16 protein-coding genes and 1 pseudogene are annotated in these 22,133 nt (G+C 72.4%); 11 read left to right on the top strand and 6 right to left on the bottom strand.

Features of this window, described 5'->3' with window-relative positions:
* The first annotated feature begins 24 nt into the window (after positions 1-24).
* Positions 25-2,268: a cyclic nucleotide-binding domain-containing protein gene (locus WMF39_RS38955; protein ID WP_437741534.1), complete on the top strand. Its 2,244-nt coding sequence runs from the start codon at positions 25-27 to the stop codon at positions 2,266-2,268.
* 75 nt (positions 2,269-2,343) lie between these two features.
* Here the strand turns inward: WMF39_RS38955 and WMF39_RS38950 are convergent, their stop codons facing one another.
* Together WMF39_RS38950 and WMF39_RS38945 are read right to left on the bottom strand one after the other, a co-directional pair.
* Positions 2,344-4,035, bottom strand: a complete 1,692-nt coding sequence (locus WMF39_RS38950; RefSeq protein ID WP_437741533.1) for a serine/threonine protein kinase — start codon at positions 4,033-4,035, stop codon at positions 2,344-2,346.
* Positions 4,036-4,120: 85 nt separating this feature from the next.
* A complete protein-coding gene (locus WMF39_RS38945) occupies positions 4,121-5,089 on the bottom strand; it encodes a serine/threonine-protein kinase (protein ID WP_437741532.1) in 969 nt (322 codons plus the stop codon).
* A gap of 455 nt (positions 5,090-5,544) precedes the next feature.
* On the opposite strand from WMF39_RS38945, the gene WMF39_RS38940 reads away from it, so the two are divergent.
* On the top strand, positions 5,545-6,255 hold the full coding sequence (locus tag WMF39_RS38940) for a helix-turn-helix domain-containing protein (RefSeq protein WP_437741531.1): 711 nt from the start codon (positions 5,545-5,547) through the stop codon (positions 6,253-6,255).
* A 113-nt stretch (positions 6,256-6,368) separates the two neighbouring features.
* On the opposite strand, the gene WMF39_RS38935 is transcribed toward WMF39_RS38940, so the two are convergent.
* Positions 6,369-6,896 (bottom strand): hypothetical protein, encoded by a 528-nt coding sequence (locus WMF39_RS38935; protein ID WP_437741530.1) that lies wholly within the window; start codon positions 6,894-6,896, stop codon positions 6,369-6,371.
* A 565-nt stretch (positions 6,897-7,461) separates the two neighbouring features.
* Complete coding sequence (locus tag WMF39_RS38930) at positions 7,462-9,276, bottom strand: PE-PGRS family protein (RefSeq protein ID WP_437741529.1); 1,815 nt, start codon at positions 9,274-9,276, stop codon at positions 7,462-7,464.
* Between the two features lie 246 nt (positions 9,277-9,522).
* Between WMF39_RS38930 and WMF39_RS38925 the strand changes: the two genes are divergently transcribed.
* Positions 9,523-10,671, top strand: coding sequence for a vWA domain-containing protein (locus WMF39_RS38925; RefSeq protein ID WP_437741528.1), 1,149 nt, complete (start codon positions 9,523-9,525; stop codon positions 10,669-10,671).
* Positions 10,672-10,972: 301 nt separating this feature from the next.
* Entirely contained in the window at positions 10,973-13,219 is a 2,247-nt protein-coding gene (locus WMF39_RS38920; RefSeq protein ID WP_437741527.1) for a hypothetical protein, read from the top strand.
* 135 nt (positions 13,220-13,354) lie between these two features.
* Here the strand turns inward: WMF39_RS38920 and WMF39_RS38915 are convergent, their stop codons facing one another.
* A complete protein-coding gene (locus WMF39_RS38915) occupies positions 13,355-14,191 on the bottom strand; it encodes a ferredoxin--NADP reductase (RefSeq protein WP_437741526.1) in 837 nt (278 codons plus the stop codon).
* Between WMF39_RS38915 and WMF39_RS38910 the strand changes: the two genes are divergently transcribed.
* The 3 genes from WMF39_RS38910 (at position 14,190) to WMF39_RS38900 (ending at position 19,514) form a co-directional block, all read left to right on the top strand.
* The gene (locus tag WMF39_RS38910) at positions 14,190-14,453 is read left to right on the top strand and encodes a hypothetical protein (protein WP_437741525.1); all 264 of its coding nucleotides are present in this window, start codon (positions 14,190-14,192) and stop codon (positions 14,451-14,453) included. The genes WMF39_RS38915 and WMF39_RS38910 overlap by 2 nt on opposite strands.
* A gap of 182 nt (positions 14,454-14,635) precedes the next feature.
* Entirely contained in the window at positions 14,636-18,679 is a 4,044-nt protein-coding gene (locus WMF39_RS38905) for a hypothetical protein (RefSeq protein WP_437741524.1), read from the top strand.
* A 94-nt stretch (positions 18,680-18,773) separates the two neighbouring features.
* Positions 18,774-19,514: a Crp/Fnr family transcriptional regulator gene (locus WMF39_RS38900; RefSeq protein WP_437741523.1), complete on the top strand. Its 741-nt coding sequence runs from the start codon at positions 18,774-18,776 to the stop codon at positions 19,512-19,514.
* A gap of 69 nt (positions 19,515-19,583) precedes the next feature.
* Here WMF39_RS38900 and WMF39_RS38895 read toward each other — a convergent pair.
* A pseudogene (locus WMF39_RS38895) lies at positions 19,584-19,826 on the bottom strand (sigma factor-like helix-turn-helix DNA-binding protein); the annotation flags it as partial.
* On the opposite strand from WMF39_RS38895, the gene WMF39_RS38890 reads away from it, so the two are divergent.
* The 4 genes from WMF39_RS38890 to WMF39_RS38875 all read left to right on the top strand — a co-directional run bounded on the left by WMF39_RS38890 (position 19,825) and on the right by WMF39_RS38875 (position 21,894).
* Complete coding sequence (locus WMF39_RS38890) at positions 19,825-20,136, top strand: hypothetical protein (RefSeq protein ID WP_437711098.1); 312 nt, start codon at positions 19,825-19,827, stop codon at positions 20,134-20,136. The pseudogene WMF39_RS38895 and the gene WMF39_RS38890 overlap by 2 nt on opposite strands.
* 189 nt (positions 20,137-20,325) lie before the next feature.
* The gene (locus tag WMF39_RS38885; RefSeq protein ID WP_437741522.1) at positions 20,326-20,706 is read left to right on the top strand and encodes a dihydroneopterin aldolase; all 381 of its coding nucleotides are present in this window, start codon (positions 20,326-20,328) and stop codon (positions 20,704-20,706) included.
* A 43-nt stretch (positions 20,707-20,749) separates the two neighbouring features.
* Positions 20,750-21,469 carry a molybdopterin-dependent oxidoreductase gene (locus WMF39_RS38880; protein WP_437741521.1) on the top strand — a complete coding sequence of 240 codons (720 nt, stop codon included), beginning with the start codon at positions 20,750-20,752 and terminating at the stop codon, positions 21,467-21,469.
* A gap of 35 nt (positions 21,470-21,504) precedes the next feature.
* Positions 21,505-21,894 carry a YidH family protein gene (locus tag WMF39_RS38875; RefSeq protein ID WP_437741520.1) on the top strand — a complete coding sequence of 130 codons (390 nt, stop codon included), beginning with the start codon at positions 21,505-21,507 and terminating at the stop codon, positions 21,892-21,894.
* Positions 21,895-22,133 lie beyond the last annotated feature (239 nt).

Here is a 22,133-nt window from a genome sequence, read left to right as displayed (position 1 = left end):
CCCGGCAACTCAGGTGGACGCAGCATGATGACCCCGAAGGAGTTCCAGAGGCAGTTCAAGCGGCTGCTGATGAGCCGTGTGGAGGGCATGGACTGGGAAGACAAGCTCGCCCGGGTCCGCCAGTACCTGCGCCAGCTCGAGGCGCGCCAGAGCCCGGAGGAGGAGTCGGCCGAGCTCTCGCCGTCGCTGGAGCTCATCCCGTTCGAGCCCGGCAAGCGGCCTGTCGACGAGGCGCTCTATCCGGGGCACGGGTGCAGCGAGCGCGTCGGCTGCATCAACACCTCCGGCGACCCGTCGGAGCTCGGCGACGAGGTGTGGCTGCTCTACCGGCTGCGCGATATCTACGCGTTCGTCGCCCCCTTCGAGCGCCCGTTCGAGGTGACCATGTCGGCGTGGTTCCTCCCCGCGAGCCCCGACGGCGGCGAGCCGTGCCCGGTGCCCGGCCTGATGGACGTGCCGCTCAGCCCGCAGATCGTCTCGACCTCGTCCTACCCCGTCCCGAAGCTCGAGCCCGCCCCGTGGAACTCGTTCCACCAGACGGTCTACGTGGCCACCATCGTGCCGGCGCGGCAGCTCGTGCCGCACCCCCCCGGCGAGGAGACCGGCGGCGGCTATTTCTGGGGCGACCTGCCCGAGTCGTTCCGGCGGCGCGTCACCGACGGCTTCGAGCCGTTCACGTTCGCGAGCCTGTTCCGGCAGCAGCTCCGCGTCGAGATCAAGCTCAGCGAGGCGGGCAGGACGGTAGCCTCCGAGGCGACGGACATCGAGATCTTCGACACCGGCCGCTTCGGCTCGCTCTACGCGCGCCTGCTCGACCGGCTCGTCAAGGCGGACACGGAGATCCAGCAGCGGGCGCTCGGGATCGACGAGCTCCACGTCGGCTATCACCCGTGGTTCCCCGTGCTGACCATCGGCATGGACAAGGCGCTCCTGTACCTCCGGGCCATCCATCAGGACCTCGAGCAGCACCGGCGCAACCTCCCCGACCCCCGCTGGCTGCTCCGGGTGGGCCTCTACCTCGAGCTGCTCACGTGCCTCGGCATCTTCGAGGCCGTGAAGCACGACTACCCGGACATGCTCTCGCCGGGGGAGCGCGAGGCCTTCGAGGAGGGCGCGGCGTTCGCGCCGATCCGCGCGTCGATCGACGTCGCGGCGTGGGCGCAGGTCTGGGACATGCGGCACATCGCGCCGCGCGCGGCCGGCTTCTTCGCGGCCGGGCCCGTGAGCCTGACGAACCTGATGCGCAAGCAGAAGGCCACGCTCGCCTTCCTGCACGCCCACCACGCGGACCTGCAGAAGGCGATCGAGCTCGCCGGCCCCAACCTCTGGAACGCGCAGGAGACCTGGCACCGGGTGTTCCGCGACGCGGAGCGGGCCGTGCTCAAGAACAACGTGCTCGCGTTCCCGGAGCTCGCGCACATCGATCCGCGGTGGCGCGACTTCGCGCTCTGGCACCAGCGGGGGGACATGCGGCTGTTCGGGATCAACCTGATGCCCGAGGCGCTGACGGGGCTCTTCGGCGACCAGGACGGCATCTTCCCCGCGGCGTGCCGGCAGTACCGGAAGTCGATGAACGACGTCGCCCGGTGGGCCGCCGAGCGGAACCTCATGGATTACACGGGCGACGAGTGCATCCCGCGGAACGCGAGCCTGCTCGAGGCGTACATGGAGAAGAACCCGTCGCACCTCGCCGCGCTGCAGCGGCGCGACGGCCACGGGGCCGCGCCGTCGATCGAGCTCGAGGAGCCGAGCAAGGCGGCGCGGGAGGCGAGCGCCGAGGACCTCATGATGCTGCTCCGGCGGACGCCGGTCTTCAAGCCGCTGCTCGATCGCGAGCTCCGCAAGCTCGCGACGAAGGCGCGCCGGATCGAGTACGGACCGCTCGATCGGATCGTGCTGCAGGGGCAGCGGGACTCGTCGATGTTCGTCGTCGCGTCCGGCACCGTCGAGGTCCTGGTGCGGCACCCCGACGGGCAGGACGCGACGGTCGCCGCGCTCGAGAAGGGCGCCGTCTTCGGGGAGTTCGCGCTGCTCACGGGCGAGGAGCGCACCGCGACGGTGCGCGCCGTCGACGAGGTGGTGCTCTACCAGATCACGAAGGAGGCCCTGCAGCCGATCATCGAGGCGCGCCCGCAGCTCGTGATCGAGCTGAGCTTGCTCATGGCGTCGCGCCAGGCCCACCTGCGCGACGCGGCCGAGCGCTACCTCGAGGCCGAGGAGAAGGTGCGGAGCCTCGCCGGGCGCATCCGGCGGTTCGTCCTCGGCTGAGCGCGCTCAGCCCTTCGTGGCTGGCCTCGCGCTCGGCCCTTCGTGGCCGGCCGGCGTCGCTCGGCCCCCTCGCGCTCAGCCCTTCAGGAGCCACGCGACGGCGTCGGCCTCCGCGGTGAAGAACGAGTACTCGGGCAGCCCCATGGCGGCCGACAGGCGGGAGATCTGCATCTTCGAGAGCGCGCTGTTCACGAGGTTCGCCGCCTTGCGCATGCCGTGCTCGACGGCGTAGGCCATGGTCTGCTCGACGTACGGGCTCACCTCGGGCTTCTGCGGGGGGAAGTCCGCGATGTCGGCGAGCACGTACCAGGGCTTCCCGAGGTTGAGCAGCGTCGATGCCTTCTGGCGGAACTCGTCGAGGTACGCCTTGCCCTCGTCGATGTCCCAGAACCCCCACACCTTCACGTGGAGGACCCCCGTCGACGTGTCGGGCCTGATGTTGAAGCGCCGCTGCGGGGCGCGCTCGCGCCTCGACGTGAGCTCGGACCTCCTCGACGGCTCGCTCCCGGAGAGGCCCGTCCGGCCCGGCGGGTCCAGGGGGGGCGGCGTCCGGGGTCGGGTCTCCGCGAACTTCGAGGCGGCCGACGGCGCGGGCGGCGCGGAAGAAAACGAGGGAGGGACGGAGCGCGAGGGCGGATTGGGTGCCGACGGCGCAACGGAGCGCGAGGGCGGGCTGGGGTACGAGGCCGGACCGGGGCGTGAGGGAGGCGTCTTCGACGACAGCTCCGGCACCGTGACGGTCGGCACCTCGGCGAAGCCCTTCGCCGTGCCGGGCTTCGAGGGCAGCGTCGGGTCGGTCGGGCTCGGGTTCGCGCTCGGCGCGGGCGCCGCCGGCTCCGGCAGGAGGATGACGCGCGAGGCCCGCGGGAGGGCGACGTCGAGCGCGGCGGCGAGCGCGCTGACCGCGACGGACGCGCGCTCGAAGCGGTCCTCGGCCTTGAGCGCCGTCGCCTTGAGGAACCAGCCGTCGAACTCCTTCGGCAGCGCCGCCGAGGACCGCCGCGCCGCGCGCGCGCTGGGCGCCTCCATCGCGCCGCGCAGGAGCTCCCCCGCGAGCATGTACGGGGACGCGGTCGCCTCGGCCTCCTGGGCCCAGTACGACTCGCCGACGAGGAGCGCGTACGCGACGTGCCCGAGCGCGTAGATGTCGGCGCGCGGGCCGACGTTGCGCTCGGCGCGGATCTGCTCCGGCGCCATGTACACGGGCGTGCCGAGCATCTGCCGCGTCAGCGTGGAGGCGTTGTGCTGCTCGATGACCTTGGCGATCCCGAAGTCGAGGATCTTCACGCACGGCGAGCCGTCGTCGCGGACCGTGACGAACAGGTTGTCCGGCTTGAGGTCGCGGTGGACGATGCTCGCCGCGTGCGTCTTGTCGAGCGCGAGCGCGGCCTGGAACAGGTAGAGCGCGACGTCCTCGGCGGGGAGGGCGCCGCGCTTCTTGACGAGGCTGCCGAGCTCCTCGCCGCGGAGCAGCTCCATGACGAGGAACGGGGTGCCGGTCTCCTCGTCGACGCCGGCGTCCGAGGTCCTGACGATGTGGTCGCTCTCGATGACGCCGGTGATGCGGGCCTCGAGGGCGAAGCGGGCGCGCAGCTCCTCGCTGTCGAGCAGGCTGGGCAGCATCACCTTGAGCGCGCGGCGTGTCGCGGTGACGTCGTCCATCACCTCGTAGACGGCGCCCATGCCGCCCGCCTTGATGACGCGCAGCACCTGGTAACGGTTGCGAAACCGCGTATTCGGCTGCAACAGGCCGGGCGAGGAGCTCATCCTGCGGCCCTCGGTTCAGGCATGGTTTGCACCACGCTATCAGCGCCGCTTCCCGCGTCGCAAGGCGGTCCGGTGAGGAACGTGCTCAGCGCAGGATCGCGCCTCTGCCGGTAGGCTCACCGCCGGATCGATCGGCGTGGTCGAGGTGCGGCTCCAGCGCGCTCCAGAGCGAGCGGACGTCCTGGAAGCGCTCCTCGGGGGCCACGGCGAGCGCCCGCGCGACCCACGCGTCCACCTCGGGGAGCAGGTCGGGCCGGAAGGCGTGCAAGCTCGGCCGCGGGCCGCGGGCGGCGGCGAGCAGGATGTCGACCCGGCTCGCGCCGGCGAACGGCACGCGCCCCGCGAGCGCGCGGAAGAGCACCGCGCCGAGCGAATAGATGTCGATCCGGTGGTCGATCTCCTGGGGCCGGCCCTTCCATACCTCGGGCGCGATGTAGCTGGGCGAGCCGGGGATCGCGCCCTCGCGGGTGAGGGGGTCGGCCTGCATGACCTTGACAAGGCCGAAATCGAGCAAACGCACGCGCCCCCGCCCCGCCGTGCCGGCGCGGGCCGGCGCGCTCCCGCGGTGCGGGGAGGTGGAGGAAGGAACGCCCGTGTCGTGGTCGAGGACGAAGATGTTCGCGGGCTTCAGATCGCGGTGGACGATGCCGCGCGCGTGCGCGGCGTCGAGGGTGTCGACGATCGGGCGGAACAGCTCGCGGATCTCGTCGAGCGGGAGCCGCTGGTTCCGCGCCTCCAGCTGGCGCAGCGCCGTCTCGAGATCGCTGCCCTTCAGGAACTCCATGACGATGTAGAGGGTGCCGTCGGGCGCCTCGCTGAACGCGAAGACGTGCGTCGCGCTGGTGCCGGCCAGCTCCCCCATGGCGCGGGCCTCGCGCCGCAGGCGGGCTTTCAGGGCGGGATCGCTGGCGAACTCGGGCCGCAGGTACTTGACGGCGACGTGCGCGCCGGTTTCCTGGTCCAGAGCGCGGTAGACCACGCCGTGGCCTCCCTGGCCGACCACCTCGATCAGCGTGTACCGGCCGTCGATCACGTCGTCGATGTCGTGGTCCATCGGCAAGTCCTCGGTGCTTGAGCGCGCTGCGTCAGCGTGCCGCACAGCGAGCCCAGGTTGTAGCCGCTTCGGCGCGCTGGCGGTAGGGACGGTTGGGCGCCGACCTGATTCGCCGGCCGGGGGCGGACCGGAGGCGGAGAGGGGCGGGGAAGCGCGGGCGACCGGGGGACGCGGCCCGCGGGAAGGCGCCTGCGGGGGAAGAGGCCTGTGGCGAGCGAGCCTGCGGGGAGCGAGCGTGCGGCGAAGCGCGCTGGGAGGAAGCGCGACCCTGGTCGGAAGGGCGAACGCGTCGAGGGGGAAAGCGAATGCGACAGGGACGTCACGGATCGGGTTCAGGCGATATCCTAGGAGTGACGGAAATCGCCTGATGATTGATCACACTCATCATGACGCAGCGACGAATTTGGTTGGTTTGCCGACCCTGAGATCCCGTGTAGAGTGGCGCCCATCCTCCTATGAGATCCGTCCGACAGAACAGCGACCTTCCCCGGGTGAACGGCGCGCTGCCGGTCGCGCTCGACGTGCAGCCGGCCAGGCCCGGCGCGCAGGAGCAGGAGCTGGAGGAGGAGTGGACCTATGAGGTCGCTCACCACGACTCGCCGCCGGATCTCACGCATGTTGTCGGGGAGAACCTTCGGCGGTTGAGGACGCGGCGCGGCCTCTCGCTGGAGCGGCTCTCGAAGATCTCCGGCGTGAGCCGTGCGATGCTCGGCCAGGTCGAGCTCGGCCGCAGCGCGCCCACGATCAACGTCGTCTGGAAGATCGCCCGCGCGCTCAGCGTGCCGTTCTCGGCGCTCGTCAGCGCTCGCTCGGCGAGCGGCCCGATGCTGCTGCGCGGGGATCGCGCGAAGCGGCTGACATCGCACGACGGCAAGTTCACCTCGCGCGCGCTCTTCCCGTTCGATGCGCCGCGAACGGTCGAGTTTTACGAGCTCTGCCTGGCCCCGCTCGGCGTGGAGAATGCCGATCCCCACCCGCCCGGGACGACCGAGAACATCGTGGTCTGTCAGGGGACCGTTGAAATCAGCGTCGACGGACAGCGGTTTCTGCTCGCGACGGGCGACGCGCTCGTGTTCCAGGCGGATGTCCCGCACGTCTACCGCAACCCGGCGAACGTCGACTCGCTGATGTACCTGGTGATGACGTATTCGCTGCCGGCGCCCTGAGGCGGGGCGCGTTCCTCGCCGAGGAAAGGGGAAGGGGCGGCGGAGGGGCGGAGCAGCGCGAGGACGTCGGTGAGCGCCGACGCTCCGCTGCTCCGAGGAGGTTTGCGGCCGCGCTACTTGGCCATGGCGGGGGTGCACATCATCATGGGCATCCCGCCGCACATCATCATCATGGGCATTCCGGCCGACATCATCTTCGTCATGGCCTCGCAGCGCTCCTTGAGCACGTCCATCGACATGCCCTCGGGCGGCATCATCTTGCAGATCATTCCGTCCTTGGTCATCTCACACGACATCTTGCACATCATGGGCGTGCCCATGCCCATCATGCCGGGCATCATGCCCATCATGCCGGGCATCATGCCCATCATGGGCATCATCGGCATGCCCATGCCCATCATGCCGGGCGTCATTGGCATGTTCATGCCCATCATGCCGGGCATCATTGGCATGTTCATGCCCATCATGCCGGGCATCATGCCCATCATGGGCATCATCGGCATGCCCATGCCCATCATGCCGGGCATCATTGGCATGCCCATCATGCCGGGCATCATGGATGCGCCAGCGGCCATCTCCGGCGTCGACATCATGGGGGACATCGTCTGCGGCATCATGGGCATCTGCGTTGCAGTGGTCATGGGGGCTCCTGTCGTCAGCGCTCGTTGCTTCCGGGGAGCCGTTCTAGCCGGTCGGCGTGCCGTCGCAACGCGTTAACACGGGCGCCTGTCGCTTTGCTCCAGTCTAGCGGAGGCGCCTCCACGGCGTTGGAGGCGCCGGCGCCCTGGGCGGACGAGTCTCCACGATAGCGACGGCCGCTCCGCCAGGAGCGCGCTGGAGCAGCGTCCGGGCGAGGCCGGGTTTGCGGCGGTCATGAGGGTTGAGGTGGCGACCGGCGGGGTCGTGCGAGCGTCAGCACAAAGGGCTCGGCGCTGCTCCGGTACCGATGATGCTGTCTCGTGCATCGACTCGCCTTTGATTGGAATGCAATCCAGCGGACGGGCGGAGTCATGTCGGCGCATAAGAGCCACGGTGACAGGACTGGCAGGCTCGTTCGCTCCGGGAGCGATCGAGTCCAGATCGCCTTTCAGGGGTCACGTTGCCGTCGACACGGCCGGCGACATCATGCTTGTCGCCAGGGGCGCAAGCGCCATGGACTTCGGAGCAGACGTGTGGGAGATAGCTCCTCGAACTCAGCAGCGTTGATCAGTTGATCTGCAGGTTCGCGGCCGCCTTACCTTCCTGCCCCGCGCCCGCGGCGCCGCCGCTCGGGGTCGTGCCGCCGGCGCCGCCATACCCGGGGGTGCCGGTCGAGCAGCTGTTGTCTCCGAACGTGAAGCCGACGCTCGCGGCTCGCGCCAGGCAGGCGCTCGGGCCGCCGCCGCCGCCCGCGCCCGGGCCGCCGTCGCCGCCATTGCCACCCCTGCCGCCGACGCCGCCGTTTCCAGCGTCATCGGGACCGGGGCCGCCAGGGCCGCCGTTACCCCCGAGCTGTGGCGCTCCGCCGTTGCCGCCGTTGCCGCCGTTGCCTCCCTTTCCGGTCGTGATCTCGTTGCGGGAGACGACCACCCGTCCGGCCGCCGCGAAGACGCCAAAGCTCCCGCCTCCACCGCGGCCAGCAGTGCCGTTGCGGCCGCCGAGCCCGCCGCATCCGCCGCTGCCGCCGCCTCCACCGCGATCATCAGGGCCTACCTCGCACGAGCCGCCACCGCCGCCGCCCGCGCCTCCACCGCCGCCGCCGTTGATTCCCGGTCGCCCGTTGGTGCCGTTCGCGGGTTGGTAGACGCCCGAGGCGATGCTGCCGAGATTCGCGCCCCCCGTCCCCGGCATCCCCTGCGACCCCGCCATGCCTGGCGTGCCATTTTGTCCTGGCGACCGGGTCCTGAAGCAGCGCAACGGGGCGCCCCCCGCGCCGCCCGTCGCGCCCTGGCTGCCGGGATGGCCCGCCGCTCCGGTGTTCGAGCCATGTCCGCCATATCCAGCTCTCCCGCCAGGCTCGTCGCATGTGGGCGCCGGGCCTGCATTGCCGAGGCCGCTGCAGTCATTGCAGCCCCGCTCTCCCGCATTCCCCGCCGTCGCCGTCCCCTCCATGTGCGCCGCCCCGTTCGTCCCCGCGGCGCCGGCCCGGCCCTCCTCCACGTTGATCTGGTTGAACCGCACGAAGAGGTCCGCCGTCCCCCCGCCGAGGCGCACTCCATAGGTGCTCGCGCCGGCCGACGACGGGCTCAGCGCCTCTATCGAGAGGCCCTCGATGTGCGTCGGCTGCGTGATCGACGGCGCGTGGAACACCGTGCCTGTCGCGCGCACGGTGGTCGTCACCGAGCTCGTCCTCCGGAACTTGAAGTCAGCGTTGGCGTGATCGAACCCACCGTAGATGCTGATGCCGGACACGACCGTGACCGCCTCCTGGTACAGCTCGCCCGACAGGCAGATCGCCGGCACCGCGCCCGCCTGCGCCACCTGGATGGCCTTGGCGATCGTCTCCACCGGCGCGTTGCGCGTCCCGCTGCTGGCGTCGTCCCCCGTGCTCGCCGAGACGTAGATGCACTGCTCCACGAGCCCGTCGCCGCCGTCGCAGTTGTCGTCGATGAACTCGGCGTCGATCGGATCCTCGCCCGCCTCTCCCGCCGCGGTCGGCGTACACACGTATTCACAGCCGCACTCGCCCGTGAGGCGATTGCCGTCCACGTCGTGTGTGCCCGGCAAGCACCCCAGCGCGCACGGATCCGTGACCCCACCGCCGCCCCCGCCCGCCTCTTCGCTGCCCCCCTCTCCACCCGAGCCGCCCTCACCCCCGCCCGAGCTGCCCTCGCTCCCGCCCGAGCCGCTCGCGGCGGCGGCGCTGCTCGATGACGCCGTCGTGGTGCTGCTGCTCGCGGAGGACTCGCCGCCCGCGCCCGAGCCGCCTCCCGTGCCCTCGAACGGCCCGATGGGGTCGTCGATCGAGCTGCTCTCCGCGCAGCCGATCGCCGAGAGCAATGCGAGCAGAGATGCCGTCTCGAGGAAGAATTGTGCGCGCATGCTTAATTCTGCACCTTCGCGCGCTTTTCGAAAAGACTTTGTCTTGCTCGTTCCCAATCACAACGGGGCTGTGCGCCACATTGCGGCCGGCATCAACAGCCGTCCGCCCACGCCGTTATGTGCTGCGCCGGCGCGAGCCAGCTCACGATTCCGCGATTCGCCCCTCGCGCCTGTCACCGTCTCCGGTACTCTGTGTCTGCGTACCTTCCCGCTTCCGCGCCGTCCTCGCTGTCCTCTGTTCATCCCATGCGCATCGAATCGCTCCACCCCACCTCGCTCGCTTCCATGGTTGGGCTCGCCGTCGCCATGGGGCTTCATGGCGCGTGTGCACCGGACTCAGGAGCTGGCCTTGTCTCGTCCTCTTCCTCTTCGGACGGAGCTGACTCGGGCGGGACCTTTGATCCGGATGGCGGGCTGTCGACCGACGCGCCTGTCGAAGTCCTCGATCCGGACGCCGCGTGTGGCCTTGTCACCGAGGAGGCGATCGCGGTCCCGCTCAATCTCTACATCATGATGGACAAGTCGTCCTCGATGGCGGGCAACGACCCCATGGTGGCCGACAAGTGGACCAGCGCGAAGGCCGGCCTGACAGCGTTCGTCAACAGCGCGAGGTTCGCCGGCGTGCGCGTGGCGCTGCGCTTCTTTCCGCGGGTGGCGGACGACGTGCCGGCCTGTGACCACGAGGCGTACAGGGAGCCGCTGGTCCCGTTCGGTCCGCTCCCCGACAACGCGGGCGCCATCGTCGCGGCCATCGAGGCCGAGTCGCCGAACGGAGCGAGCACGCCCGTCTATCCGGCGCTGGGCGGCGCGCTGCTCCAGGGCATCGACGTGGCGAAGAACCACCCCGGCGAGGCCTCGGCGGTGCTGCTCGTCACCGATGGGCAGCCCCAGGGGCCGGCGGCCCAGTGCGCCGGGGTGAACCCGGAAGACCCGGACGCCATCGCGGATCTCGCGGCGGCGGGCGCGCGCTACGGCACCCCCGTGCGCACCTTCGTGATCGGGCTCCCGGGCGTGAACCAGAGCTTCGCCAACCAGGTCGCGGCCGCGGGAGGCACCGACGCCGCCGTCCTCGTCGGGGCGACCAACATCGCCGTCGAGTTCCAGAACGCGCTCGCGAAGGTCACGGGGCAGGCGCTCCCGTGCGAGGTCGAGGTCCCTTCCCAGGTGGCCGGCGGACAGGTCGCGTTCGACGACGTCAACGTCCTCTTCGGGCTCGACGGCGCATCGCAGGAGATCCTGCCGCAGCGCCCCGGCTGCGACGGCCCAGGCTGGCGCTACGACGACCCGGCCTCTCCCGCGGCCCTCGTGCTGTGCCCCGATACCTGCGAGGCCGCCAGGGGCGCCTCCATCGCGAAGATCCAGATCCTCCTCGGCTGCGAGACCGTGATCCTCTGACCGAGCGCAGCAGAAGGACCGCTCGATCTCGAAGGAGAGAGGGCGAACCGCCGATGTCGTGGAGATGACGGCGGGAGCGACGGAGAGGCCCAGGAACATGCGGCGCAGACGCGAAGCGTCATGGGTGAGGCGGCTCACCACGCTGACGGCGTGGAGGCGCGGATCGTGGGGCCGGCACGAAGGCGTCGGACCGGCGCGCGCGGGCGGCGCCCGGCGGCGCCCGGCGCGGTGAGCGCCGCCTTGCAACTCTGCACTGCGCTTTGTGGACTCCGGGCCCCCAGAGCCGTAAGAGGACGGAACCATGACGAAGGAGTCCTCCCTCGCTGCCGCAGGCTCGCCGCGGCACGCCGCCCCCGCCGCGCTCCATCCCGCCCTGGTGCTGAGCGCCTACCTCGAGCCGCTCGTGCGCGGCCGGCGGGTCGCGGTGGTGGGTGACGCCACCATCGGCCTCGCCGACCGGCTGCTCCAGCGCGGAGCCCGCCTCGTCCATGCCTACGACCCGGACGCCGCGCGCGTCGCCGAGAAGCTCGCGCGGACGGCGCCCACCCGGCAGCCGCACCCGAACGTCGCCGTGTTCGACGGCGACCTCGGCGTGCGCGACGGCGCCTTCGACACCCTCGTCATCCCCGATCTCTCCCTCTTCGGCGATCCCGCCGAGGTCGTCCGGCGCGCCCGACGCCTCACCGCCGCGAGCGGCGTCGCCGTCATCGCGTCGCCGAACCCGGAGGCCGCGCGGGGCCTGCTCCCCGCGGGCGCGAGCCGCGGCGCGGCTCCCGGCTACTACGCGCTCTACGACCTCGTGGCGCTCCAGTTCAAGCAGGTGCGGATGGTCGGCCAGGCGCCGTTCGTCGGCTACACGGTCGCGGAGTTCGCGCCGAAGGGCGAGCCCGAGGTCAGCGTGGACACGTCGATCCTCGACGCGTCCGAGGAGCCCGAGTGGTTCATCGCCGTGGCCGGCGAGCGCCTGCCCAGGCTCGACGCGTTCGCCGTGATCGAGCTGCCGTTCGCCGACTTCCCGGGCGCGAGCGCCGGCGCGTCGCCCGAGGCGCTCAGCGAGGCCGAGGGCCGCGCGCAGCGGCTCGGGGGCGAGCTCGCGGAGCTGCGCACCCGGCACCAGCGCGACCGCGAGGACGCCGGGGTCCGCGCCGAGAGCGCGGTCGCCACGGCCGCGCGCCTCGCCGAGGCGGAGGCCGAGATCGAGGCCAGGGCGGCGCGCCTCCGCGACGTCGAGGCCAGGGCGGGCGACGCCCACGTCCGGGCCGAGCGCCTGTCGCACCAGATCCGCGACATGGAGGAGGAGCTCCGCAGCCAGCGCGATCGCGCGACCCGGCTCGCCAAGCAGCTCGACGACGAGAAGCGGGTGCGGACCAAGGTCGAGCTCGAGCTCGGCATGATCCGCAACAAGCCGGAGATCGCCGGCGCCCGCGACCGCCTCGACGCCGTGACCGCCGACCTCGAGGCCGCGCGCGCCCGGATCGCCGAGCTCGAGGCGCGGCCCGCCGTGGCGGCGCCCGACCCGGCGCTCGCGGCGCGAGTGGGGGAGCTCGAGGCCGCCGCCGCGGGGGCGCGGCGGGAGCTCTCGAAGCTCACGTCGGAGCGGGACACGGCGCGCAGGCGCGCGCAGGAGAGCGAGCGCGCGCTGGAGGAGGCGCGGCGCGCAGGGGGCAGGGTCGAGGAGCTGGAGGCAGCCCGCGCCGAGCTCGCGCGCGACCGCGACCGGCAGAAGGAGCGGGCGGACCGGAACGAGCGCGAGAGCCGCGCGCTGGAAGACCAGCGGAGCGCCCTCGACGCGCGCAGGCTGCTGCTCGAGGCGCGGATCGTGGAGCTCGAGCAGACCGTCGTCGCGCTGGAGCAGCGGGCATCGGAGCTCGAGAAGCGCGACGCAGGCGAGGCGGCGGCCGCGGAGATCGCGGGCCTCGAGGAGGCGCTGCGCGACCGGGGCCACGTCATCGCGTCGCTCATGGCGCAGCTGCGCGAGAGCGAGCGGGTGGGCAAGGAGCTCGTCGACGAGCTCGGGACGGTCTTCGCGTCGGCGTCGGCCGACGACGGCGGGCCGGGCCAGGCGGCGGACGGCGGGCAGGGCGGAACGCTCGCGGGGCAGGGCGGGCCGGGCGGCGCGGTGGAGGCGCTGCGGCAGCAGCTCGACGCGCTGGCGCGGAGCGCCGCCTCGAGCGAGGCCGACCTGCGCGCCGCGGGATGGAAGATCGCGCAGCTCGAGCGCGAGCTGACCGAGGCGCGCGACACGTCCGGCTCTCCGCCGGCGCTCCACGAGGCGCTCGAGCAGGCGCTCGTCGCCGCGCAGGCGGAGATCGCGGCGCTGCGCCGGGCGGCGGAGCGGGACGACGTGGCGGTGGCGCCCGAGGACGTGGCGGTGGCGCCCGAGGATGTGGCCGTGGCGCCCGAGGACGTGGCGGTGGCGCGCGAGGACGTGGCTGGCGCGCGCGGGGATGTGGCCGTCGTGCGCGACGATGTCGGCGTGCCGCCGGAGGTGATCGAACAGACGGTGCTCCTCCAGCAGGTCGCCAGCGCTGTCGAAGCGAGCGTGTGAGCCGCGGTCTGGACCGGGGCGGGCGGTGCCCCCGGTCCAGATCCGAAACCGCGGCCTGCGCGCCGCATCGATCCGCGCGCCCGCCGTGACGCCGACGCGTGGTCCCGGGCGCAGCCCGACGCGCGGCGCGCGACGTCACGCCGGGCCGGACAGGTTCGTGCTCTCGGCCGGCGACGCGCTGGCGAGCGGGGAGCGCTTCTCGCCCGCGAAGGCCTTCTCCACGAGGTAGTCGCCCGGCTCGCCGCTGTTGCCCTCCTCGAAGCCGCGGGACTCCAGGAGCGCGGCGGTGTCGGCGAGCATCTCCGAGCTGCCGCAGAGCATCAGCCGGTCGTGCGCGGGGTCGAGCGCGGGCAGCGCCAGATCGGCGAAGATGCGGCCGGACTCGATGAGCGCGGTGATACGGCCCTCGGTCTTGAACGCCTCGCGGGTGACGGACGGGTAGTAGCGGAGCTTGGGCCGCACGATCTCGCCGAGCAGCTCGTCCGCCGCGAGCTCGTGCTCGAGGTAGCGCGCATAGGCGAGGTCCTGCGCGCGACGGCACGTGTGCGTGATGACCACGCGCTCGAAGCGCTCGTACGTCTCGGGGTCCTTGACGACGCTGAGGAACGGCGCGAGGCCGGTCCCGGTCGCCAGGAGCCACAGGGTCCGGCCCGGCCGCAGGTTGCCGATCGTGAGCGTGCCGGTCGCGCGCTTGCCGACGAGGATCGTCTCGCCGACGGCGATGTGCTGCAGGCGCGAGGTCAGCGGGCCGTTCGGCACCTTGATCGAGAAGAACTCGAGCGTCTCCTCGTGGTTTGCGCTCGCGAGGGAGTACGCACGGACGAGCGGCTTGCCCGCGACCACGAGCCCCATCATGCAGAACTGCCCGTTCGCGAAGCGGAAGCTCGGCGAGCGGGTGGTCTTGAGCGTAAAGAGCTTGTCCGTCCAGTGGTGGACCTCAAGCACCGTCTCTTCTGTGTAACCGGGTACCATGTCGTTCATCCTTGTCGGTGCGAAAGCATCGCGGCGAGGTGGTTCGAAAGAGCGCGCTCCCCGATCAAGACAGCGGGGCGGCGCCGTGGTGCGCGAGCGCGCCGAGCTCTACCGCAAGGTCGTCTTCCATGAGTTCGCCGCTTCACATAGCAATGATGCAAATGATAATCAAGATCACCATCGACCCATGGGGCCGTCCTCGGTGGCTCCGCAGAGCGTGGCCACGTTGTCGCGCACGATCTCGTGGCGCGCCGTCCTCTAGGGGCGACGGCGCTCCTTGACGATGCCCCTGGAGCCGCTGGCCACACGCCGCGGAGACCGCATGCCGCGGGTCGGGCGACGACGGCGGGCCGGGCGGGGCGCTCACGGGCCGGGCGGGCCAGGAGCGCTGCGCCGCGCGGCGTCTCTGTGCGCACGCGGTCGCTCGCGCTAAGGACCGGGCCGATGCGCGCTCCTCGCCCCCTCTCCACGCTCGCCCGGCTCGCCGGCGCCGCCGCCCTGGCCCTCGCGCTCGGCGCCTGCGGCGCGGTCACCGCGCCCGGCGCGAAAGACCCCATCGCCTCGCTCCGCGACGCCGGCGCGCATTCGGCCGACGGCGAGGTCGTCGGCCGCTGGCTCCTCGGAGAGCTCCTGGTCCCGGGCGGCACGCCTGCCGGCGCCAGGGAGGCGCGCAAGCGCCTGGAGGGGATCGGCGCGAAATCGATGCTCGCGTCGCTCGGGCGCGCGATCGACGACCAGGGGCACGGCCGCAACGCGCGCGCGGCGGCGGCCTACCTCGATGCGCTGGACGCCGCCCGGGTGAGCGCGCACCCCGACGCCCCGCTCGTGGGCTGGTTCGCCGCGAACCGCCTGCTCGGCCTGCGCTCCAGCGTCGCGGGCCTCTGGAAGAAGTCCCGCGAGGTCGTCCTTCGCGCCATCGACCACCCGGGCAAGCTGGGCTGGCGCGCGCGCGGAGAGCTCGTCGAGTGGTGGAGCCTCGACGGGCTGCCCGACGAGGCCGCCGCGGCGCGCCCGGACGGCGCCGCCGGGACCGCCGACGACGCCCGCGGCGCCGCGCCCGCCGTGCCGCTCATCGACCACGCGGCGCGCCGCTACGGGTGCATCGAGAACGCCCGCTTCGCCGGCCCGTTCGGCCACCTGGCCGCGAGCGACCACCGCGTCCACTACGAGGCGGAGCGCGCCGGCCCCTGGCCACCCGTGTTCCCGCGCGATCCCCACCGCAGAGGCCCGCCGCGCGTGCTCGGCGCCGAGCGCCGCGGCTGCCAGCTCTCGGCCGTCGCGCCGGAGGGGCCCGGCGAGGGCGGGGCCAGCGGAGGCATCTTCTACGTCGAGACCTTCGTCGACCTGCCCGCCGAGCGCGAGATGCTCATCGCCGTCCAGGGGGCCTACGCCATCCTCGTCGACGACGTCGAGGTGCTGACGCGCGACACGAAGCAGTGGGGGATCTGGCCCCGCTTCGGCGTCCGCCTGCGCCTCGGCCCCGGCCGGCACCGCATCCTCGCCCGCGTCGGGGGCCGCGACACCTCCATCCGCCTGCTCGCGCCCGACGGCACGCCCCTCGGCGTGGCCACGTCCGCCGATCCGACGCCGCCCTATTCGCTCGTCCCGCCCGAGGTCCTGCCGGATCCCAACCCCATCGAGCCGTTCCTCACGGCGCTCGGCGTGCCGCCGCAGCCCGCGCCGAAGGTGGCGCGCGCGCTCGGCCTGCGCGGCGCGCCCCCCGCCGAGCGCGACGTGGGCGATCCGATCGCCCGGTACCTCGCCGCGACCATCGCGCACCTCGAGGGCCAGGACGACGTGAGCGCCGTGCTGATCGAGCCGCTCGTGGCCGATCCGGCGCGCGCCACCGGCCCCGCGCTCGCGGCCCAGGCGGTCTTCCTCGAGAAGGACCCGATCTTCCCGGCGTCCGACGGGCAAGACCTCGTGAAGGACGTGCGCGCGCGCGCCGCGGAGAAGGACCCGGAGCTCTGGTACCCCCGCCTCTGGCTCGCGCTCGAGGAGGCCGACAAGGTCGGCCTGTCCGAGATGACCCGCACGATCGAGGCCCTCGCCGACCGCTTCCGGGAGGTGCCCGACCTCCTGAAGACGCTCGCCGGGATGTACTCGCGGCTCGGCTGGCGCGTCGAGCACGTCCGCACCGTGAAGGAGGCCGCCGCGCGCTTCCCCGACGACATCGAGGTGCTGGGCGCGCTCCTCCGGATCCACGACGGCGACGGGCACATCGCGCAGGCCGACGCCCTCGCCGCGCGCATCCGGGAGCTCGATCCCGACGCGGAGATCGAGCTGGAGAGGGCGATCGATCGCCGCGACTACGCGGCGGCGATCAAGGAGCTCCAGCGCCTCGGCTCCGCCCGCAAGGACCGCAAGGACATCGCCGCGCGCATCGCCGACCTCCTGACCCGCGCCGGCAAGCGCGCCGAGTCGTTCGAGCAGCTCGAGCGCGCGCTCGCGAAGTCGCCGGACGACGCCGACGCGCGCCTCGCGCTCGCGGACGCGCGCTTCGCGCGGGGAGAGCGCGACGCGCTCCAGAAGGCGCTCATCGAGGCGATCCGCACCGGCGCCGACACCTCGGGCCTGCGCGACGCGATCGAGCTGCTCGACGGCACGACGGAGCTCAGCCCGTACCGGCTGGACTCGAAGAAGGTGATCGCCGAGCACGAGGCCTCGGGCGAGGTCATGCCGGGCACGGCGGCGCGCGTGCTCGACTATGCGGCCATGTGGGTCCACGAGGACGGCTCGGCGCGGATGCTCCAGCACGAGATCATCCGGATCCAGTCGCGGGAGGCCATCCAGGAGCACGCGGAGCAACGCATGCCCGAGGGGCTCGTGCTCAAGCTCCGCACGGTCAAGCGCGACGGGTCGATCCACGAGCCGGAGTTCATCCAGGACAAGCCGACCGTGACGATGCCCCACCTCGAGGTGGGCGACTACATCGAGGTGGAGAACCTGTTCGTGCTGCGCGGCGACGGGCAGGGGGGCCTCACGTTCCAGGGCCCGCGCTGGTTCTTCCGCGAGGAGAAGGTCCCCTACTGGCGGAGCGAGTTCATCGTCGTGTCGCCGAAGAGCCGGCCGCTCGACGTGGAGGCCTCCGGCACCGTCCCGGCGCCGGAGATCGTCGAGTCCGGCGCGCTCGTCACGCGCCGCTACCGGGTCGACAAGAGCCCCGCGCTCCCGGAGGAGCCGGCGAGCGCGCCGATCTCGGAGTTCCTTCCGAACATCCGCATCGGCTGGGGCATCCGCCTGGACAGCACGATCGCGCGCATGGTCGACGCGGCCGCCGACGAGACGCCGCGCGATCCGCGGCTCGTGCGCATCGCGCGGGCGATCGCGCGTACGCCGCTCGCGCCGCGCTCGCCGGCAGCGGGCGGCGGCGAGCAGGGGAAGGCCGCCGGCGCCGCGGAGGGGGCGCGCGGCGAGGGCGGGGCAGCGGCGCCGTCGAAGGACGAGCAGGCGCGCCGGATCTACCGGTGGGTGCTCGCCAACGTGGAGCCGGGGCGCGAGGACGACGGCCGCCGCGTCGTCATCGGCAAGAGCGGCAACCGGACCGAGGCGTTCCTCTACCTGTGCCGCCTGGTCGGCATCGACGCCGGCTACGGCGTCGTGAGCGACCGGCTCACCGCGCCGCCGCGCGGGCCCATGAGCGAGGCCGAGACGTTCAACGCGCTCGCCGTCCGCCTCGACACCGGGGACAAGCCCGGCGCGGGCGCGGTGCGCTGGATGTTCGTGCGCGACAAGTTCGCGCCGTACGGCTACCTGCCGAGCTCCCTCCGCGGGCAGCCGGCGATCGTGCTGAAGCCGGGGACGCCGCGCGAGGTGACGCCCTCGTCCGGCGCGCACGACGGCGTGGTCACGGAGGGCGTCGCCGAGGTGGCGAGGGACGGCTCGGCCTCGCTGGCGATCGAGCAGCGCTACGAGGGCAAGCTCGCGATCGCGCTGCGCTCGGCGCTGGAGTCGCTCCCGGACGCCCAGCTCAGGGACGCCGTCGAGTCGCGCCTCCTGCCGCAGATGGTGCCGGGGGCGCGGCTCCAGGCGATCGAGATCAAGGAGCTGAGCGAGATCGACCGGCCGCTCACGCTGAAGATGAAGATCGCCGCCGCGAGCTTCGCGCGCGCGCAGGGAGGGGAGCTGGTCATCACGCCGCCCTTCGGCGTGCGCGTGGCCAGCCTCGCCAGCCTGCCGGTCCGCGAGACGCCGCTCTACCTGTCGGAGCAGATCGCGACGCGCTCGGAGGTGCGGCTCCGCGTCAAGCTCCCCGCGGGCGCGCGCGTGATCACGAAGCTCGCTCCGTCGACGGCGGACGACGCGGGGCGCGCCGTGCGGGTGAACGATCGCGTGGACGGGGGCGCGCTGGTCCTCGATCGCTTCCTCGATCTGCCCGCGGGCCGCGTGCAGCCCGATGCCTATACGAAGTTCCAGCAGTTCGCCCGCGCGGCGGACAGCGCGCTCGACCGGGACATCGTCGTGCAGCTCGACCGCGACGGACGCTGAGCGAGGCGCTCCGTTCGCCCTGCGCCGGGCCTCGGTCGCAGGGGATTCCTGTGTGTCAACCCACGCGGGATGGATTACTCTTTTGTTCCCTACCGTGAGCGATCTGGATTCCCAGTACGCGCAGGATGCTGGCCGCCAGCCCATGGATCCCGTGAAGGCTCGGGTGGCGCGCGCCTTCCGGCTCTCCTCGCTGTTCGCGCAGGTGGATCGCGAGGTACGGGAGGCGGTCACGGACGCCGCGGTGCTCGAGGTGGTGGCGTCCGACGCGGCGATCTTCGAGCAGGGGGCCCCCGCGGACACGCTGGTGGTGCTCGGCCGGGGGCGCGCGCGCGTCGAGCGCGTCAACGAGGCGGGGGCCGCGTTCCCGCTCAGCTACCGCGGCACGGGCGACGTGCTCGGCGAGTCGTGCCTCGGCGGGCTGGAGACGCGGACGGAGCGGGCGATCGCGATGGATGAGGCCGAGGTGGTCCGGGTGCCGCTCTCGCTCGTCCGCGAGCTCTGCGCCCAGCACCCGGGGCTCGGGGGCGCGGTGTTCGCGCTGCTCGTCGCGCGGCAGCGGGAGACCGAGGACCGGATCGAGTCGATGCTCTTCAAGAACGTGGGAGGGCGCCTCGCCGAGTTCCTCCTGCACGCGGCGGAGCGGTGGGGCGTGCCGACGCCGCGTGGGACGCTGATCTCGGCGCCGATCACGCACGCGGAGATCGCCCAGGTGATCGGGTCGACGCGCGAGACGGTGACGCTGACGCTCGGGGCGTTCCGGAAGGAGGGGGTGCTCGACGCGGCGGGGCGGCGCCTCATCGTGAAGGACCGCGAGGCGCTCACGCGTAAGCGCTAGGGGTGGCGTCAGCCCGCGGCGGCGCGCGGCGGCTCCTGGAGCGTGGCGCGCAGCTTGTCCAGCGCGCGAGAGGCGGGATTTGACGGTGCCCACCGGCACCGCGAGGCGCTCGCCGATCTCCACGAGGGCGAGCCCCTCGGAATAGGCGAGCTCGAGCACCGTGCGCTGGTCCTCCTGGAGCGCTGCCACGACGCGCCCCGCGACGGCGGCCTCCGCGTCGGCGAGCCGGCGCGCGCGCCGTTCCCAGTTGACGTGGCGCACGAAGCGTCGATACGCCTTCGCGAGTCGACCCCGCAGGAAAGGACCGCTCATGCCGAAGCTCAGCTCCGGGACAGCCATCGCCGTCGCATTTCTTTTCGGTTGCTCTGCGTCGTACGTCGCGCCGCGCTTCCTGGTGCCACCGGTGCAGGCGGGGACCGATCCGCCCCGGTGGGAGGTTCGGTGCGTGGACGTGGAGACCGCGCGCGTCAGCGACAGTCAGGTGTTCGAGGTGACCACAACGGCCGGATGGAACCCGGTCCTCAAGCGGTTCGGGCAGGAAGGCTGGGAGCCGGTGCAGTTCCTGCGCAGCGAGATGACCGCGAAGATCGAAGCCGTGTGCTTCAAGCGGCCTCTCCTCTGACGTGGCGCACGTGGCGCACGTGGCGCGCAGCCGCCGCGCGCCTTGAGGGCGGTCGCGCCGGGAAGGCCGCCCGCGCCGGGACACGCCGAGACGGCCGCCGCGCGCCGGGAAGGCCGCGGCGAGCGGGCGAGCGTGCCGCCCGGCATTCTTGCGGCGGAAGCCGGCCGGAAGGCGTGCTAGGGGGCGCCGATGGAGTCCGCGATCCAGACGTACCGGATCCGCCTTGACGGCATCCGCTTTCGCGCCAAGCACGGCGTGTCTCGCGCCGAGCGCGACCTGCCCCAGGATTTCGTCGTGTGCCTGGAGGTGGAGCTCCCGATCTCGCTCTTGCCTCGAGCGGACACGCGCGCGCGCGTCTTCGATTACGACAGGCTCGCGAACCTCGTCGTCGAATCGGGCACGAGCGCGTCGTACAAGCTGCTCGAGACGCTCGCCGAGCGCATCATCGAGCGCGTGCTCGACGACACGCCGGCCCTGCTCGTGACCGTTCAGGTCAAGAAGTTCGGCCCCCCGACGTCGGTGTCGGTGGATGCCGCATCCGTGGAGCTCTCGGGCCGCAAGGTCGGATGAGCTCGCTCTTGCAGGCGTCCAGAGCTCTCGCCATGGTCACGTCATGGGGGACGACGCGGGGCGGCGGGCGAGGTCGTTGATCGAGCGCAAGCAGGCGTTCGCCGCGCGGCACGCGGCGCGCGGCAAGGGCGCCTTCGACGGGCGCGCGCCGATGGGCAGCGGGCCGCCGAACCGGCACGGGATGCCGAGGCTGCCGATCGGTCAGCGCGAGGTGAAGAACTGGCCGGTGCTCGATCTCGGCGATACGCCGGACATCCCGACCGAGCGCTGGCAGCTCGAGATCGACGGGCTCTGCGAGGCGCCGCGGACCTACTCCTGGGAAGAGTTCATGGCGCTGCCGCAGACGCTCGACGTGTCCGACTTCCACTGCGTGACCACCTGGAGCCGCCTGGACAACCACTGGATCGGCGTCCGGTTCGCCGCCCTCGCGGAGCGCGCGCGCCCGCTCGCGGACGCGCGCTTCGTGCTGATCGAGGCGAGCGACATCGCGCCCGGCACGCAGACCCCCTACACGACGAACCTGCCGCTCGAGGAGGCCATGCTGCCCGACGTGCTGCTCGTCCACACCTGGGAGGGCAAGCCGCTGCCGCGCGAGCACGGGGGCCCGGTGCGGATGATCACGCCGCAGCTCTACTCCTGGAAGGGCGCGAAGTGGATCCGGCGGATCACGTTCACCACGGCGGATCAGCCGGGGTTCTGGGAGGTCCGCGGCTACTCGAACACGGCGTATCCGTGGTTCGACGATCGGTACGGCCGCCGCTGAAGCGGGGCGCCGCGCGACGAGGAGGGCGAGCCACCATGCCCGGCGAGGAGAGCGTGAAGCGCACGGAGGCCTACGCGAGGGAGCACCTGGCCAACGAGCGGACGCACCTCGCCTACGTGCGCACGGCGATCGCGCTGCTCAGCTTCGGCATCACGCTCAACCGGGTCAGCCTCTACTTCCTCGAGGTGGGGCCGCCGGCCGCGCCGGGAGGGCCGCGGTCGTTGCTGCGCGAGGTCGTGGGCGTCGGCGCGGGGATGGTCGTGCTCGGGATGGCGCTCATCGCGTGGGCCGCGATGCGTTACCTGCGCGTCGCTCGCGCCATCGATCGGGGGGAGTATCGCCCTGACCGGACGGCGATCCTGATCTTCACGGCGGCGATCTTCCTGGCCGGCGCGGCGAGCATCGCCTGGCTGTTCGCCTCGTGAGCCGGAGACGAGGCGTCCCGGTGCGACGCGACGCGACCCGGTGAGCAGGGGCGCGCGGCGACGGACGTTCCCTCCTCGCGGCCCGGCGGAGAGCACGGTGTCCGTCAGCGGCTTTCCGTTGACGAGCACCGTTTTTCCTCCCTTCGACCTCGTGCCTGCCCTGCTGGAAGGCCGCCTCGCCAGCGGCGCATTCTGGCGAAAACTTGCGTGACGCCCGTGGGCCCGACGCGGCATAGTGC

This window comes from Sorangium sp. So ce1504, from assembly GCF_051521635.1.
In the GTDB taxonomy this organism is placed as follows: Bacteria; Myxococcota_A; Polyangia; order Polyangiales; family Polyangiaceae; genus Sorangium; species Sorangium cellulosum_B.
The sequence above is the reverse complement of the archived record's forward strand: the minus strand, read 5'-3'. Positions and strand labels throughout refer to the sequence as shown.

Coding starts and splice junctions, on each gene's coding strand:
- WMF39_RS38955 (WP_437741534.1), top strand. CDS start 25: ATGATGACCCCGAAGGAGTTCCAGAGGCAGTTCAAGCGGCTGCTGATG.
- WMF39_RS38950 (WP_437741533.1), bottom strand. CDS start 4,035: ATGAGCTCCTCGCCCGGCCTGTTGCAGCCGAATACGCGGTTTCGCAAC.
- WMF39_RS38945 (WP_437741532.1), bottom strand. CDS start 5,089: ATGGACCACGACATCGACGACGTGATCGACGGCCGGTACACGCTGATC.
- WMF39_RS38940 (WP_437741531.1), top strand. CDS start 5,545: ATGAGATCCGTCCGACAGAACAGCGACCTTCCCCGGGTGAACGGCGCG.
- WMF39_RS38935 (WP_437741530.1), bottom strand. CDS start 6,896: ATGACCACTGCAACGCAGATGCCCATGATGCCGCAGACGATGTCCCCC.
- WMF39_RS38930 (WP_437741529.1), bottom strand. CDS start 9,276: ATGCGCGCACAATTCTTCCTCGAGACGGCATCTCTGCTCGCATTGCTC.
- WMF39_RS38925 (WP_437741528.1), top strand. CDS start 9,523: ATGCGCATCGAATCGCTCCACCCCACCTCGCTCGCTTCCATGGTTGGG.
- WMF39_RS38920 (WP_437741527.1), top strand. CDS start 10,973: ATGACGAAGGAGTCCTCCCTCGCTGCCGCAGGCTCGCCGCGGCACGCC.
- WMF39_RS38910 (WP_437741525.1), top strand. CDS start 14,190: ATGTCGTTCATCCTTGTCGGTGCGAAAGCATCGCGGCGAGGTGGTTCG.
- WMF39_RS38915 (WP_437741526.1), bottom strand. CDS start 14,191: ATGGTACCCGGTTACACAGAAGAGACGGTGCTTGAGGTCCACCACTGG.
- WMF39_RS38905 (WP_437741524.1), top strand. CDS start 14,636: ATGCGCGCTCCTCGCCCCCTCTCCACGCTCGCCCGGCTCGCCGGCGCC.
- WMF39_RS38890 (WP_437711098.1), top strand. CDS start 19,825: ATGCCGAAGCTCAGCTCCGGGACAGCCATCGCCGTCGCATTTCTTTTC.
- WMF39_RS38885 (WP_437741522.1), top strand. CDS start 20,326: ATGGAGTCCGCGATCCAGACGTACCGGATCCGCCTTGACGGCATCCGC.
- WMF39_RS38880 (WP_437741521.1), top strand. CDS start 20,750: ATGGGGGACGACGCGGGGCGGCGGGCGAGGTCGTTGATCGAGCGCAAG.
- WMF39_RS38875 (WP_437741520.1), top strand. CDS start 21,505: ATGCCCGGCGAGGAGAGCGTGAAGCGCACGGAGGCCTACGCGAGGGAG.